This is a genomic window from Pedobacter suwonensis (assembly GCF_900111825.1).
In the GTDB taxonomy this organism is placed as follows: Bacteria; Bacteroidota; Bacteroidia; order Sphingobacteriales; family Sphingobacteriaceae; genus Pedobacter; species Pedobacter suwonensis.
In genome coordinates, this window is the sequence record NZ_FOJM01000015.1 from 1 (window position 1) to 14,765 (window position 14,765).

13 protein-coding genes are annotated in these 14,765 nt (G+C 42.9%); 5 read left to right on the top strand and 8 right to left on the bottom strand.

The features are described 5' to 3' along the window. The 7 genes from BM107_RS18235 to BM107_RS18265 form a co-directional block, all read right to left on the bottom strand. Positions 1 to 2,936, bottom strand: a 2,936-nt coding sequence (locus BM107_RS18235) for a beta strand repeat-containing protein (protein ID WP_244278853.1), incomplete at its 3' end; no start/stop codon positions are given. Positions 2,937 to 3,049: 113 nt separating this feature from the next. Then, the gene (locus BM107_RS18240; RefSeq protein ID WP_090985942.1) at positions 3,050 to 3,670 is read right to left on the bottom strand and encodes a phage tail protein; all 621 of its coding nucleotides are present in this window, start codon (positions 3,668 to 3,670) and stop codon (positions 3,050 to 3,052) included. Between the two features lie 33 nt (positions 3,671 to 3,703). Then, positions 3,704 to 4,321 (bottom strand): phage tail protein, encoded by a 618-nt coding sequence (locus BM107_RS18245; protein WP_090985944.1) that lies wholly within the window; start codon positions 4,319 to 4,321, stop codon positions 3,704 to 3,706. A 24-nt stretch (positions 4,322 to 4,345) separates the two neighbouring features. Beyond that, positions 4,346 to 4,951 (bottom strand): phage tail protein, encoded by a 606-nt coding sequence (locus BM107_RS18250; RefSeq protein WP_090985946.1) that lies wholly within the window; start codon positions 4,949 to 4,951, stop codon positions 4,346 to 4,348. Between the two features lie 6 nt (positions 4,952 to 4,957). Further along, the gene (locus BM107_RS18255; protein WP_090985948.1) at positions 4,958 to 5,896 is read right to left on the bottom strand and encodes a formyltransferase family protein; all 939 of its coding nucleotides are present in this window, start codon (positions 5,894 to 5,896) and stop codon (positions 4,958 to 4,960) included. 1 nt (position 5,897) lies between these two features. Next, the gene (locus BM107_RS18260) at positions 5,898 to 7,022 is read right to left on the bottom strand and encodes an ABC transporter substrate-binding protein (RefSeq protein ID WP_090985950.1); all 1,125 of its coding nucleotides are present in this window, start codon (positions 7,020 to 7,022) and stop codon (positions 5,898 to 5,900) included. A 9-nt stretch (positions 7,023 to 7,031) separates the two neighbouring features. Continuing rightward, positions 7,032 to 7,748: a Fe2+-dependent dioxygenase gene (locus BM107_RS18265; protein ID WP_090985952.1), complete on the bottom strand. Its 717-nt coding sequence runs from the start codon at positions 7,746 to 7,748 to the stop codon at positions 7,032 to 7,034. Positions 7,749 to 7,955: 207 nt separating this feature from the next. Here BM107_RS18265 and BM107_RS18270 point away from each other — a divergent pair, with 207 nt between their 5' ends. The 5 genes from BM107_RS18270 to BM107_RS18290 all read left to right on the top strand — a co-directional run bounded on the left by BM107_RS18270 (position 7,956) and on the right by BM107_RS18290 (position 13,600). Next, on the top strand, positions 7,956 to 9,647 hold the full coding sequence (locus BM107_RS18270; RefSeq protein WP_159435278.1) for a carbamoyltransferase family protein: 1,692 nt from the start codon (positions 7,956 to 7,958) through the stop codon (positions 9,645 to 9,647). Continuing rightward, the gene (locus BM107_RS18275; protein ID WP_090985956.1) at positions 9,644 to 10,840 is read left to right on the top strand and encodes an aspartyl/asparaginyl beta-hydroxylase domain-containing protein; all 1,197 of its coding nucleotides are present in this window, start codon (positions 9,644 to 9,646) and stop codon (positions 10,838 to 10,840) included. The genes BM107_RS18270 and BM107_RS18275 overlap by 4 nt, the downstream gene beginning before the upstream one ends. Positions 10,841 to 10,842: 2 nt before the next feature. Further along, a complete protein-coding gene (locus tag BM107_RS18280; protein ID WP_090985958.1) occupies positions 10,843 to 11,856 on the top strand; it encodes a phytanoyl-CoA dioxygenase family protein in 1,014 nt (337 codons plus the stop codon). Positions 11,857 to 12,125: 269 nt separating this feature from the next. Beyond that, positions 12,126 to 12,695 (top strand): glycoside hydrolase family 108 protein, encoded by a 570-nt coding sequence (locus BM107_RS18285; RefSeq protein ID WP_090985959.1) that lies wholly within the window; start codon positions 12,126 to 12,128, stop codon positions 12,693 to 12,695. A 32-nt stretch (positions 12,696 to 12,727) separates the two neighbouring features. Further along, positions 12,728 to 13,600: a hypothetical protein gene (locus BM107_RS18290; protein WP_134204813.1), complete on the top strand. Its 873-nt coding sequence runs from the start codon at positions 12,728 to 12,730 to the stop codon at positions 13,598 to 13,600. Between the two features lie 81 nt (positions 13,601 to 13,681). Here the strand turns inward: BM107_RS18290 and BM107_RS18295 are convergent, their stop codons facing one another. After that, on the bottom strand, positions 13,682 to 14,659 hold the full coding sequence (locus BM107_RS18295; RefSeq protein WP_090985963.1) for a methyltransferase domain-containing protein: 978 nt from the start codon (positions 14,657 to 14,659) through the stop codon (positions 13,682 to 13,684). Positions 14,660 to 14,765: the final 106 nt, after the last annotated feature.

The following is a 14,765-nucleotide window of genomic DNA, read 5'->3' on the forward strand; positions in this document are numbered from 1 at the left end:
CAATTGTTGGCATCAGTGATGGTACAGGTATAAGTTCCGGCAGACAATCCCGTTGCCGTAGCAGCAGTTCCCCCTGAAGGAGACCATGAATAAGTATATCCACCTGCACCTCCGGACGCAGTTACCGAAGCAGAACCATTGCTTGCGCCGTTGCAGGCCACGTTGGTCTGCGAAGTGGTGGCCGTAATGGCCGTTGGCTGGGTAATGGTAACATTTTGAGTTTTTGTTAAACCATTAGCATCCGTGATGGTACAGATATAAGTTCCGGCAGACAATCCCGTTGCCGTAGCAGCCGTACCTCCGGAAGGTGACCAAGAATAAGTATAGCCTGGAGTACCTCCCGAAACGGAAATAGTAGCTGATCCATTAGAACCACCATTACAAGCCACATTAGTTTGAGAGATAACAGACGATGTTAAGGCGGGCTGATTGCTAACTGTTACATTTTTGGTCGCCGTATTGCTATTTGAGATACCATCGTTTACCCTAAAACTTATCGTTCGGGTTGCTGTATTTGGCGTAGATGCGGAATTGGCGTAAGTAATTACCCTTAAAGCTGACTGCCATTGCGCAACCGTTGCGGTAGCCCCACTGGAGCTTAAGGTTAAGGTGCCGTTGTTGCTGTCAAAACTGCCAATAATATTACCGTAAAGAGTAGTGCTGGTATTACTAAAAGCTAAAACATCCTGCCCGGTTTGGAAATTCCCGGTAATGGTTACAGTGGCACTCGTAAGCGTTGTATTATCAGCATCTGTAACCGTTAGCCCGGCATCTATGGCAACTGCCGAACCAGAAAATGCTGTTGAACCGCCGGTTGTAGTAAGGACAGGAACAACATTCGAAGGCAGTGCTGTAAGTGTATAAGTTGCAGAGGCTGTATTACCATTACCTGCTGCATCCTGTGCCACGTTAGCTGCAATGTTGATCGTAACAGCGCCACTTGCTGTTGGCGTTGCGTTGAAAGTATAAGTGGTTCCACTTCCCGAAAATCCACTGATCGTGGCATTGCCTACACTTAAATCGCCAGCTACAAAGCCCGTTACGGATTCTGAGAAGGTAATGGTGAATGGAATTGGTGAAGTGCTGGTTGAGCCGCCTGATGCACCAGCCGTACTGCTGATCACCACTGTCGGTGCCACATTATCAACTGTGAAAGTATTGGTATTGCTGTTTGCACTTACCGCATTACCAGCAACCTGTGCAGTTGCATAAACCGTATGGGAACCTTGAGCCAATGCCGTAGGCTGCGTAAGTGACCAGTTTCCACCAGTTGCTGCTGTAGTGCCTGAAGATGTTCCATCTACGTAAACCGTGATGGTTGCACCTGCTGTTGCAGTACCTGAATATCCTGGAGTGGTGGTACTCACTAAGCTACCATTGGCAGGACTAACCACTACCGGAGCGGCGGTTACGGCCTGTGTATATGTAATAGAAAACTGACTTGCGGCTGTATTGCCATTGCCCGCAGCATCCTGAGCCACGTTAGCTGACACATTGATCGTAACGGCGCCGTTTGCTGTTGGCGTTGCGTTAAAAGTATAGGTGGTTCCACTTCCCGAAAATCCACTGATCGTAGCATTCCCTACAGTTAAATCTCCCGCTGTAAAGCCCGTTATCGATTCTGAGAAGGTAACGGTGAAAGGAATTGGTGAAGTGCCTGTCGAGCCACCCGATGCACCAGCCGTACTGCTGATCACCACTGTAGGTGCAACTCCATCTACAAGTACATTGGCTGTTGAGGCAACATTGTTTAACGTTAGGGTAGCATTATTATTTGACCCATCCATAATTGTACCTCCGTTTAAGCCCAAAGGGCCCACGGCAACGCCATCTGCATCCAGATCGCCACTTGCAACCGTATAACTAAATGTCAATGCCGAGGTACCAGAACCACTTACATAATTGGCCAGTTTACTGGCCGAACCCACAGTAAGTTCCAATTGAGGAGTGCCAGTTACTGTAACATTACCTGAAAAATTTACGGTAAAGGACAGTGTTTCTCCGATTTTATAGGTGTTGTTAGGCGGAACTGAGACACTTGTTACCGTTGGTGCCTGCACTCCGCTCGTTATAGTAAATTGTGTTAAACTATTACTGCCGAAGCCAAGCCCGAAGTTAAAGGGGGTACCCGCTGGGTTACCTGTCCATTTACCTGTATTAGTAATATCCGTTAACCAAGTGGCTTTTGTTCCACTTGATAAACCTGGCACGTAGCTCATGTTTGGATAACGCGGATCACTGGAACTATTTGTCAAAAAACCGATAGCATAATTAGTGCTTGCAAGCTCAGAAGGCAACTCGCTGTAGAGAATACTGGTTGTTGCCGTATTTGGGCTACCTGTAACACTGCTCGGATTAACAAACCAGCCACCGGAACTGTTATTTGTTCCTGTAGTCCTAACGTTATTAAAAGCAAAAATAAAAGATGGGTTACTGTCTGTTCCCTGATAAATCAACAATTGATCGCCACTGGCGTTGTTCCAAGGTAGTGATGTAACTACAGAATTGGTCCAACCTGAAAGGATCGATACATCCGCACCCGGAATTGCTGTACCATCTCCCTTTGTTGCAGATACCGTTTTATTTACGGAAGAAGCCATATTCAGTTTAAATATGATTACTGTACCCGCTGTTATGGTAGAAGACGTTGTCCATCGGATCGTTCCATCTAAGGTCGTATTAGCGGTAAAATTTCCGGGAGAGCCATTAATCCAGCCCCTATCCGTAATATAGATCGTCTCGTTGGCAGCAATTGTATTTAAAGCAACTATAGCAAAACTACGTACAGTAGATGACACGTCCACATCACCGTTCATACCGATAACCGCAAGATCACCCTTAGATAAAGAAGCCCTTACCTGCGATATGCCCATCAAAAGCAGTGGGATGATTAATAAAAAACGATATATCTTTTTTAAAGTGTAAAATTTCCTCATATAACAACTTTTTGTAAATCTTCAATACGGTATCTTGCGATAAGTAAAAGAGTATAACCGGGATTGAAGAACACCGGTTATACCCATAAAATAATTATACTGTGCTTTGATTTTTAATTTCTCGCCGGAAATATTCCGTTAATGCAAATCACATAATTAAGCGCCAATCCCGGCTGCCTGTTCTCATGTACCAAAATGGGACCTGAGCCCCCGGTGGATTGAACAGTAAGGCCCGTTAACTGAGGCCCGCTTACACTATTTACCTTGAGCGTACCCTGCCCCATAGCCACAGGTTGTTTTGGAGGAACCGGAGTGCTATATAAAGTCTCTGAAACCGCCGCTGGCGCACCCAAAAGATTGCCAGAAGGATTTGGTTCTCCGCTTTGATCTGCAGATGCCTTAATTGCTACGCTGGCGGAACCGGTTTGAGCATAATTTACCGCATGTGTATGCATTGGCATCTGAGTAGTGTCAATTGAAACACCCTCAACTCCTACACTAGTGCCAATATTATAAAGTGAAAGCCCTGCTCCCTGCCCTGCACCTACAATAGTACGTCCTTGCAAGTCTGGCAGCTTAAATGTGGATCTTCCATCACCGCCATAGTATGTTCCAATTACTGCATAAAGTGCAGTATATGCTTGTATAGCAAATGTCTGCCCGGCACAAAAGGCCCATTCATACGGTGCAAAATTCCCGGCAAACATTCTTATTTCGCCTATAGTTCCTTCCATTTTTGATAAAATTTAGTATGAATTAATCAATTATTAATCTCTAGATGGGAATAAACCCTCCACACAAATAACATAGTTTACGCCAAGTACCGGCTGAATATTAGTATGTGGCATACTTGAGCCCGTTACGCCTATGGTTACAACAGGTCTAGGTGGTGCCAGATTACCAAGCTGTACGGCCTGACTATTGAGACTCACCAGATTTGGTGAATTATTTGGATTGGCGTAAATACTATCATTTCCAGTTGATTCCTGCGCCAGATAGTTACCTTGAGGGGTTGATAAAGTACCAGCTACATCAACACCATTTAATGAAATATCAATGGCCGCTGCAGTTGCGGTATTTGTTTGCGTAGTTAAATGCGTATGATTAGGCATTTCAGTTTGAATGAGCGTATGCTGCTCTTCTCCGGTTACCTCCCCCAGGCCATAATAGCTAAGACCTGGCCCCTGGCCCGCCCCTACCACAATACGACTGGCGATATTTGGCAAATTAAAGGTATTAACCCCATCACCGCCATAATTGGTACCAAGTATCGCATAAAGCGCGGTATACATTGAAATAGATAGTGATTGTCCTGTACAAAACATCCAGGTGCGTGGTGCAAAATTACCTGCAAAAGCACGGATTTCGCCAAGTGTTCCTTCCATAATTTTTTTCTTAATGGTTTATAATTAATTTCTTGAGGGGAAAATGCCTTGTAAACAAATAATATAATTTAATGCGATACTCGGCATAATATTATTATGGGAATTGCTACCTCCCACATTGAGCAGGCTTACCGTTGGAACAGGTATGTTCAAATTAGTTACCTCAACAGATTTTGGACTTAAAGGTGTCAGCGCGCTGCCATCGTTACTATAACAGGCAACCTGTCCGGTGCCATCCTCACTAACGTATGCACCTGAACCATCCACCTGAATCCCAGGATCCGGACTGGCAAAAAATGTCGCAGCTGGATGACTTGAGGTCGGGGTTACTACGGCTTGGTGCGTGTGGGCTGGTATCTGGCTTACTGTAAGCGTTACCTTTTCTACCCCTACCTTCTGCCCCAGTGTGTAAGCCGACAAACCAACGCCGGTACCCGCACCGATCACGGTTTTGCTACGAAGATCAGGTAATCCGAATGTTGTCCGTCCATCACCACCGTATGTGGTACCTAACAAGGCGAATAATGCCTGGTTAGCGCTTAAACTTAACAGTTGTCCCTGACAAAAAGCCCAGGTTCTGGGCGAAAAGTTACCGGCAAAAATCCGGACTTCAGCTAGTGTTCCTTCCATTGTGTTTTAATTTAGATTTATAAATTTTTCTCCTGATTGTATGCCCATGTGAAAAAGCTTAGATCCGGAGAAGTAGCCTTCACGCATATGTACAGTATTGATCTTTAAAAAACGATTTTCTATGCATGCTACAATCAATCCATAAAGGGCATCGGCGTAAACGATTGTACCAGGCTCGGGTTTAAACTCCTCCTTCAATTGGATTTCAGCCGGTGAAACTTCCAGTATACGTAATTCGGTATTTTTAATGCAAGCCGTTGCACCGTCATACTTAGGGTTAGCAGCATTAACCAGACATTCTATCGCATCCGCAGACTGTAACTCCCAGTTGATAGCCAAATCGTTATTGCCGGGTTTCTGATCAAACAATGATGTAACAGCATTACTTCGATTCAAAGCAGATGGCATACCGGTTTCATTTAGCAACTGGGGGATTGCTTCAGTAGCCACAAAGCCCAAGCGCTGGCAAAGCAGCCCATAATTTTCACCTTTTATAATGGGCAGTTGCTTTGTGTACAACACAGGACCTGCATCGACATCCGTCGTCATCTGATGTATAGTTAGCGTTGCAACATCTTCATTGTTTTTAAGTTGCCAGAATATAGGGTCGGCACCCCGGTATTTTGGCAGTTCACCAAAGTGAAAGTTGATAAAACCACGGGGTACGGCCTGCAACAAATCATCAGGTATTAGCCAGGGAAAGCCAAATACCCAAACGGCGTCAGTACCTGTAGTTGCCAGCCCCCGCTGTAGCTGATGTTGCCATGTTGTTTTATTTAATTGCAGCACATTCTCCTTGGCTATTCCAATAGCCAGTAAAGGCTCGAGCAATACCTTTTTATTCCGCTCAAGAATAGCCACAGCAGCCAAAAGCCCTTGTGTATACAATGCCTGAATGGCAGGAAATGCCAGCGAATCTGAATTGCAAACAACCGTTATTTTCATATTAGATACCAAGATAAGGGTTCATCCAGCACGCTGCCGACTGTTTATTTACCCGCAGCACATCTGCGTGTTCTGTATCAATCGTTTCCAATTCAGCCACCAGCTGTCGCGATATTTCGCCGGTAACACCATTAAAAGTATTTTTAACTAAATAAACCCTGCTTTGTACCGCATTTGAGCGGGGCTCAACTTCAACCCTGCCCCGTTCCGTTTCAATTGCCGCTTCAGCAATGGCTTTTTGTAATGATTTTCCGCCCCGGCCTTTAACAGCCTGCGCAATGAGCAAACCTGTTTCAAAACCGAACTGTGTAAAGGGGTTTGCCATCACCTTACTTACCTCATCAAGCTGCTCTTGTTTTAGCGCCCTGTTTAATGAAAGTGTAGTATAAACTTCAATAGGCTCAGTAGCATTAAACGGCTCAAGCAAAAAAGGCAAACCAAGCAGTGGAGTGGTTTTATGCAAACCCTGCTCCACATATTGTTTCAGGAACATTTCTGCCTCTTTTCCACAAAATGTTGCCAGAATAAAATCAGGTTTATATTGATGTATATGCTCAAAAACAGCAGCAATATCGCCTGCTTCTTTAGGGTTTGGCGTAGGCGCAATAGCAAATGGCATGGATACTCCACTTGATGCCGATTCCATACCGGCACTTAACATGCTCTGAAATGAGTAACCACAGTCATACAAACCTGAAACATACATTCCTTTTTTGCCGAAATTCTTCACCCCCCATTGACCTACTGACCACAATTGCTGCCAGGTATGGATAGAATTAAGAAACATGTAATCGTTAAACTTTCCAGGATCGGGCAAGTGCTCGCCAATATTATTGATGATGAAGGGCCGCTTTACATTTGCGATTTTCTCTGAAAGATCGACTCCTACTTTGTTGGAAACGATACCAGTAATCACATCTGCACCGTCAAAACCAACCAGTTTGGTAATCGCATTCTCAGCCAGTTCCCTCGATCCCTGCCCGATAAATTCAGGCACAATCTCCAGTTCAACCTCCTGGCTTAACGCTTTTAATCCATTTTTTAGCCCTGCGCTAAAGTGCTTAGCCATGGGCAGTATACTTGAGTTAGAAAGCAAAACGCCTACCGTTAATTTTTTAGTTTCCATTCATTTTAATTAGTTTGCCCACATCCTCAACAGGTTACTATAGTGTTGCTGCAATAAAAGATATTCTTCCTCGCCCACTGCTTTGTTACGGAGATTTTCAGTAATCTGGAAAATTTCAAATAACATTTTCCGGTGTGCGGTTTCTTTAACCAGTGATTGTATCCAGCTAACCGCAACGTTCCGCTCGCCACGGGTAACTTCTCTTACCCGGTGAACCTGAGTACAGGGATAAAAGATGGCATCACCCTTATTGAGCTTATACAAAACATTTCCGTTCGCAGTCTGGAGTTCCAGCTCTCCCCCATCATAAGCTTCCGGATCATTCAGAAAAATGGTTAGCGCCACATCTGTACGGATCATATTCCCCATCACCGGACTATCTACATGCCAGCCATAATGCATACCAGGCTTATAATTGCTAATGATAAAGGGATGGATGCTTTGAGGTAACACAGCGTTTCGGAATACGGGATTCCGGTTAAGTGCGGCTAAAATGATTTGCTGGATAGCAGTATGCTCTTGAGTTTGATGATTAAGCTGCAGATTGCTTTTTACAGCTTTTGCGGCGCTGTGTGCCGTTAACCTGCCATCGTCAAATGTACCGGATTTGAAAAGAGCATGTATCTTGTTAACTTCACTATCGGTAAGTAAATCACGGACATGCAGATATGTACTATTTAAAATACAAGTATTTTTTATATCCGCGTTTAGTATTTGAGAGCTCATTAAGATATATCAGGTTAGATTAGTGTAAATCTATTAATTAATTTTAATATTACACATGGTATCAAATAAAATAATTTGACAAAAGTCAACAAATATTATTAACCACTTATCTATTTTAACAGACAAATGGTTTTAGGCTTTAGATCATTTCAAAATTCTTTATATGTTTATAGTGAAATTTCTACCAAATACATATCTATAGCGCTAATGGACACCTATATTCTAGGAACAGGCCTATCACACGATGGGTCAACAGTTTTACTGAAAAACGGCAAAATATTGGTTGCCATTGAAAAGGAAAGGCTCAGCAGGATCAAACATGATGGAGGTAATGATTTTGACACAGTCAAATACTGCCTTGATTTTGCGGGGATCAGCGCCAATGATTTAACATTAATTGTACAAGCTTCAAATTTCGAAAACCATATTCTGCCAAACCAATATGCCGGGCAAAGGTACTTTGACAAGCATATTCAGACACCCGTAATTACCCTGTCCCATCACCTGGCCCACGCCTGGAGTGCTGTAGGGATGTCTTCGTTTACATCATGCAACGTAATGGTTGTTGACGGTGCTGGCAGCCCCTATAGTCATTGTATCGACCTGGAAGACACCACAGTACCAACCTATCCATTTAGCAACGGTATGTATTGTGAGAAAGACAGTTTTTACTTTTTCGATGGCACAAACTTAACGCCTTTATTCAAAGATTTTTCTGAGGTTAAGTTATTTCAGCAAACCTCTTCCCTAAAATTGCCAACCAACTATCATTCCATAGGCGGCCTTTATCATGCAGCTAGCCAATACTGCTTTGGCAATCTGAATGACGTTGGAAAACTAATGGGTCTGGCGCCCTATGGCATGCTAAACGGCAAACCACCACTATTCAAATTGGATAATGGTATCATCGAAGTGCTCTACGAAAATGTTGACCGGTATTTTACCAAACCTTCATCCGGATATGACGCTTTTAAAAATGATTTTAACCATTATGCAGACATGGCACGCTGGGTACAGGATGAAACCGAAAAGGCCATCATTTACCTCTTCCAGGAACGGTCTAAACTGCAACCGCACGCTAATTTTGCCTATGCCGGTGGTGTGGCTTTAAATGCTGTGGCAAATTATAAGTTACGCCGTTCGGGCATTGTAAAAAATCTTTATACCCAACCTGCAGCAGGCGATAACGGACTGGCTATTGGCTGTGCCTATTACGGCTGGCACAAGATCCTGGGCCAGCCAAAAAAAAGCGTTCCCGACCATATTTTTTTCGGACGTCAATACTCCGATAATGATATCAGACAAGCCATATTGAATGCCGGCATTACCAACAATGCTGAATTTTCCATCAAACAAACGCCAGATTTTGTAGCGCTTACGGCAACCGAACTTGCCCGCGGTAAAGTGGTAGGCTGGTTTCAGGGTGGAGCCGAATTCGGGCCAAGGGCATTAGGCCACAGGAGTATACTGGCCGATCCGCGTATCAAGGATATCAAAAACCATATTAACAGCAATATCAAGTTCAGGGAAGATTTCAGACCCTTTGCTCCATCGGTAAGAATTGATGATGTACAGAAATACTTTGTTCATGGGTGGGAAAGCCCTTACATGATATTAATTGACGAAATAAAACCAGAATGGAAAGATCAGCTGGGTGGGATTGTTCATCAAGACGGCACCTGCCGGGTACAAACGGTAACCAGCGCTTTCAATCCTGAGTTTTATCAGCTTATCGGCGATTTTGAAGCAGAAACGGGAATTGGTGTTTTATTAAACACCTCACTCAATCGTAAAGGGATGCCTGTAGTGGAAACACCGGCAGAAGCTTTATCGCTTTTTTTATCTGGCTCAATTGATATATTGGTATTAAATAATTTTATAATTTACAAACAATCATGATCTGCTTCTCTAAATTAAACCTCAACATTAACATCCATTCGCTGCAAAAAGAGTTGAACGACCTGTTAAATGGCAATAAATGGATGCCCCACTACAATACTGCCGATTACACAGGGAACTGGCATGTTTTGCCTTTACGTACGCCAGGAGGAAATGCTGACAATGCCTTTGCCGATCTTTTTAGCCACAAAAATTTTGAAGATACCGCACTGTTAAATAAACTGCCGGAAACTGCCCGTTTTTTAACAGCACTGGATTGCGAAAAACTTTCCGTTCGCTTATTAAATCTCCGCAGAGGGTCAGTTATTAAGCCGCACCGCGACCTTGAATTGTCTTTCGAGCATGGAGAAGCACGTTTGCATGTCCCTATATTCACTAACCCGCAAGTTGAATTTTATGTGGATGAAGACCGTATTGCGATGAACGAAGGCGACTGCTGGTACATTAACGCAAATCAAAAACACCAGGTAGCAAATCATGGCAGTACAGACCGGATACACCTGGTTATTGACTGTGTAGTAAATGACTGGCTTACCAAACGGATTACCTCCGGTATAAAAAAAACAGTGTTTCTGAAAAAAGATCCGGAAACTGCCAAACAAGTAATTAAAAGCCTGAGACTTGCTAACACATCCGAGGCAGATGATCTTGCAGATCAAATGGAAAAGGACCTGCAAAACAATTTGTTAACAGCCAAAATGCTCAGTTTTATTTCTGAAATCGGGCTACAATACCAATTAGAACCCATCACTGATGAAACGTTCTTACCGGGGCTTAAACTAAGAGATGGCACATTGATTATAGATACCGAAAAACTATTGTATCCGGGCGATATTTTACACGAAGCGGGGCATCTGGCCTGTATGCCAGCCGAAATACGCATGGAGATGAGCGATTCGCTGCCGAATAATGACCTCAACAATGGTGGTGAAATGATGGCTATTGCCTGGTCGTACGCGGCATGTATACACCTGAATATCGATCCCCTTATCATTTTCCACGATAAAGGATATAAAGGTGGAGGCCAGAATCTTGTGGATAACTTTAAGAAAGGCAATTTTTTCGGTGTGCCATTGTTACAATGGAATGGGATGACTTATCCTTCAGGACAGGAAAACAACCTGTCCTTCCCACAAATGATCAGCTGGACCTGTAAACAAAATATGTACATCAACCATACTGAAGAAAAATAAAAATGACATCCGATTTTATTTTACCACCATCAACAGAAACCAGCGCTTTGGGCCTGATGCATCTAAAACGGTTTTGGAAAAAGATCATGCTCAAAAGATTGGGTGAGTTTGATGAAGAACAGTGGAAAAACGAATGGCAGCTGGATAAAACCCTGCTAAGCGTACTAGGGCTTGGCCTTGAACAAACACTCCAATATGTCTTCCAGTACGCCCCTGCATTTGAAGAGTTTGAACAATGGATTGTGAATATCGCTGGTATTCCTACAGGCGAACAGGTTGATAAATTTAATAGCATATTTGATGAAATGTCAGATATGGGTAGACCCATACCTTCAGTTCTAAGTGCTGAGGAGCTGGCATTTTGGGAAGAAAACGGCTATCTGATTCTTAAAAATGCTGTTCCGAAGGAAGATTGCCAAGCCACCGTTGATGTAATATGTGATTTTTTGAACATCAAACTCGATGATACTAACACCTGGTATGGCGATCATAATTCGCGGCAGGGTATTATGGTACAACTTTTTCAACACCCATTATTGCAGAAAAACCGGCAAACAGCGCGTATCAGGATGGCTTATGAACAACTATGGCAACGTAGCGATGTTTGGGTAACTACTGACCGCGTTGGTTTTAATCCCCCTGAAACGGAAACATGGAAATTTCCGGGGCCTGACCTGCATTGGGATTGCAGCCTTGAGCTGCCTATTCCATTTAATCTGCAAGGCTTACTTTACCTTGCCGATACGGCACCAAATCAGGGAGCCTTTACGTTGGTTCCCGGATTCCATAACCGCATTTCAGCATGGCTTCATTCCCTTCCTAATGGCACAGATCCCCGAACAGAGAACTTGCACATGCTGGGCAGTTTACCTATTGCTGCCCAGGCGGGAGATTTTATCATCTGGCATCAGGCTTTACCACATGGCAGCAGCCCCAATACCTCATCAAAGCCGCGCTTTGTACAATATATCAACTATCAGCCCGCAGATTTTACTGCTCAGAAGAAATGGATGTAGGTCATGATCACCTGTTGTAAAACTTTATCAGCTGTAAAATTTTTGATTAAACTTTCAGATAATTTTATACATCAGTTTGCTGATTAATAAAAAGGAAAAGGCTATATTTGAGATAACCTGTTTATAAGCAATATGATAATATCATTTAGCAGTTTAAAAACAGGCCGTTAATGCTCTCATCAATCTCAATTTAACCACGGTCAGCAGTGGGTTATACATGAATGCATTGACATATAGATAGTGAAGTTAAAAACTAATTATATCTACATATGGCAATTTTCAATTCTGCATTTAAAATTACAATGGGTAACGAAGGCGGTTATGCCAATAACCCAAATGACAGCGGTGGTGAAACCTACGCTGGTATCGCAAGAAATTTCTGGCCTAACTGGGGTGGTTGGCCCGCGGTAGACCAGGCTGTTTCAACACATCCTCAAAACATAAATACCACACTTGCTGCCGATAGCGCAGTACAGGCGGAAGTGCAATCATTTTACAAACAGAATTTCTGGGATGTGATCAGTCTGGACAACTTAAACAGCCAACAGCTAGCCAACCAGCTCTTTGATACGGCTGTAAATATGGGTACTGGTATCGCTTCCCGTTTTTTGCAGCAGGCCGTAAATAATATTACACCTGGCAAACTTGTAGTAGATGGTATAGTTGGGCCACAAACCATTGCGGCTGCCAACAGTATGCCGCTGGAAGCGCTGTATAACCAGGTTATTGCGCTTCGGAAACAGCGATATTTAAACATTATTAAACAAAATCCTTCGCAGGCGCAGTTTCAGAACTCCTGGTTCAGTCGTTTAACGCCATTTAATCCATCATTACCATAAACTCATCTATTATGAAAAAGAGCAGTTTAATAATGATGTTAGCATTAGTTGTTACAGGGATTGCAACAGGATGCAAAGGAAACGCACAAACTTATGATCTCCATAAAACATTGGCACTGGTTATCATCATAGGGATTGTTACCGCGTTTTTTGCTTTGGCCATGTTCACCAACATGCTTCGTGATGATGTAAATGATCCGGATGCGTTTAATGCCAATGCCGCGAAAATAAAACAGCAGAAACGGCTGCTGATGTTTAAAAGTAACAATCCCTTTAGCCTGTCTCGTGTGCAATTAGGGGTTTGGACAGTAGTGATCTCCTGCAGTTATGTTTATTTGCAACTTTGTATGGCCAACTGTAACGACACAGGATTAAATGAAACCGCGTTGGTGTTAATGGGAATAAGCGCCAGTGTAACTGCAGGTGGCTCCATAATTGATAAACGGGAAATACAAGATGGCCGTTTTCGCCATCAGAACAGCCCTTCTGAAGGCTTTTTTGTAGATATTCTTTCTGATGATAATGGCATCAGCGTACATCGTTTTCAAAAAGTTGTATGGACTTGCATTGCTATTATTATTTTTCTCAATAAAGTATACAGCATTAAAACAGGATGTGCCTTGCCTGAACTTAGCCAGACACTTTTATGGCTTACCGGCATAAGCAGCGCTGCCTATCTGGTTTTAAAAACCCAGGAAAACGCTCCCTCAATTGATTCTGCTGCAGCAAATAATCAATCGCCAGGTATTTTGCCAGGACAACAGCAGGCTGCGCCTTCCATTTCACAGGTAAATCCGTCGGTAACTAATCCCATACCGCAGCCAACGAACACGCCTCCTGCAAACGATACATCATCGTATCAAAACCCGGGAGCGGCATCGGAGGACACAAATCCATCATCGTAAAATGATCGTATTAAACCCTATTCTCAGCAAGTTTAATTTTAAAAGCACCGGCAGAAAATATATCTGCCGGTATTTCAATCTTTAAATGGTATAGGTAAAGCCAGGATGATCAGACATGATGTATTCAAATTTCACGGCTTTACCCTCATGTTGGTTTTCTAATTTACATACAGCCAAGGGCATGGTTAAGCTACAATTGTAGGTAGTTAGCATTTCTTCGCCGAATACGGTTATTTCCGTAAATAACTCAAGCCGGTTATGGGTTTCAGAAGCAGGTATATGTGTAATAATAGGCTTCGGAAGCTTAAATTGGCGGCTGGCAAGATATACCAATCCTGCTTTTATCCTTTTAGGTTGATAATCAGGGATTGTAAAATAGCGATATTCTTCTTCCCACCGCGTTAATACAGCCTCAACAGAAATTTTTTCCGGAATAAATATAGCTTCTGGACGCATTTGTGGTATTAAATTGTTCATAATGGCCAATTGTGGTTCCTTACGCAACGCATTTAACATGGTTTCAGAAATCACCATATCAATACGGATGGCATCAGGAAATGTGTAAATAGTTGCATCAGCGCAAACATAGTCGATTACGTAATCAGACAGGCCTAATTGCTCGTAAAGCACTTTTGCAGCATCCAACGAATCTGTATTGATGTCCAGTAAAATGAAGTTGATCTGCGCCGAGGTAAATTTTGAGGTTAAAGGTGTAAGCAACGTGGCATAAGGGCCGCAACCGGCATACAATATATTTATAGTTTGCCCGGGCATTGCATCTAATAAATGATTAACTGCCTGATGAATGCCTCTGATAAATTTAAGGGTACGTTCTAATTCTTTAAGGCAATGCGCAGCTTTAATGGTTGAAACAGCAGTGCCAAAGGCTAATTTTATATCCTGGTCTGTAATGTTGCCCGCTTTTACTCCGGTTACGCCCGCAAACAGCAAATGGAGTAGTTCAATTGCATTTTTAATGTGCAGATAGTCATTGTCGAAAAGTAAGCTATGCGTAGCTGCCGAAAGGCTTTCATTGCGCTGTTGAGTCGTTAATTCCATGTTTATTTCTGATATCTAGTGCTGAAAAATTAATGCTAAACTAAAAGTATAAAGTTAGTTGGTATGATGATCTGATCATCAATCTATTTAGGTCTATAGTAACGAG

Coding starts and splice junctions, on each gene's coding strand:
- BM107_RS18240 (WP_090985942.1), bottom strand. CDS start 3,670: ATGGAAGGAACTATAGGCGAAATAAGAATGTTTGCCGGGAATTTTGCA.
- BM107_RS18245 (WP_090985944.1), bottom strand. CDS start 4,321: ATGGAAGGAACACTTGGCGAAATCCGTGCTTTTGCAGGTAATTTTGCA.
- BM107_RS18250 (WP_090985946.1), bottom strand. CDS start 4,951: ATGGAAGGAACACTAGCTGAAGTCCGGATTTTTGCCGGTAACTTTTCG.
- BM107_RS18255 (WP_090985948.1), bottom strand. CDS start 5,896: ATGAAAATAACGGTTGTTTGCAATTCAGATTCGCTGGCATTTCCTGCC.
- BM107_RS18260 (WP_090985950.1), bottom strand. CDS start 7,022: ATGGAAACTAAAAAATTAACGGTAGGCGTTTTGCTTTCTAACTCAAGT.
- BM107_RS18265 (WP_090985952.1), bottom strand. CDS start 7,748: ATGAGCTCTCAAATACTAAACGCGGATATAAAAAATACTTGTATTTTA.
- BM107_RS18270 (WP_159435278.1), top strand. CDS start 7,956: ATGGACACCTATATTCTAGGAACAGGCCTATCACACGATGGGTCAACA.
- BM107_RS18275 (WP_090985956.1), top strand. CDS start 9,644: ATGATCTGCTTCTCTAAATTAAACCTCAACATTAACATCCATTCGCTG.
- BM107_RS18280 (WP_090985958.1), top strand. CDS start 10,843: ATGACATCCGATTTTATTTTACCACCATCAACAGAAACCAGCGCTTTG.
- BM107_RS18285 (WP_090985959.1), top strand. CDS start 12,126: ATGGCAATTTTCAATTCTGCATTTAAAATTACAATGGGTAACGAAGGC.
- BM107_RS18290 (WP_134204813.1), top strand. CDS start 12,728: ATGATGTTAGCATTAGTTGTTACAGGGATTGCAACAGGATGCAAAGGA.
- BM107_RS18295 (WP_090985963.1), bottom strand. CDS start 14,659: ATGGAATTAACGACTCAACAGCGCAATGAAAGCCTTTCGGCAGCTACG.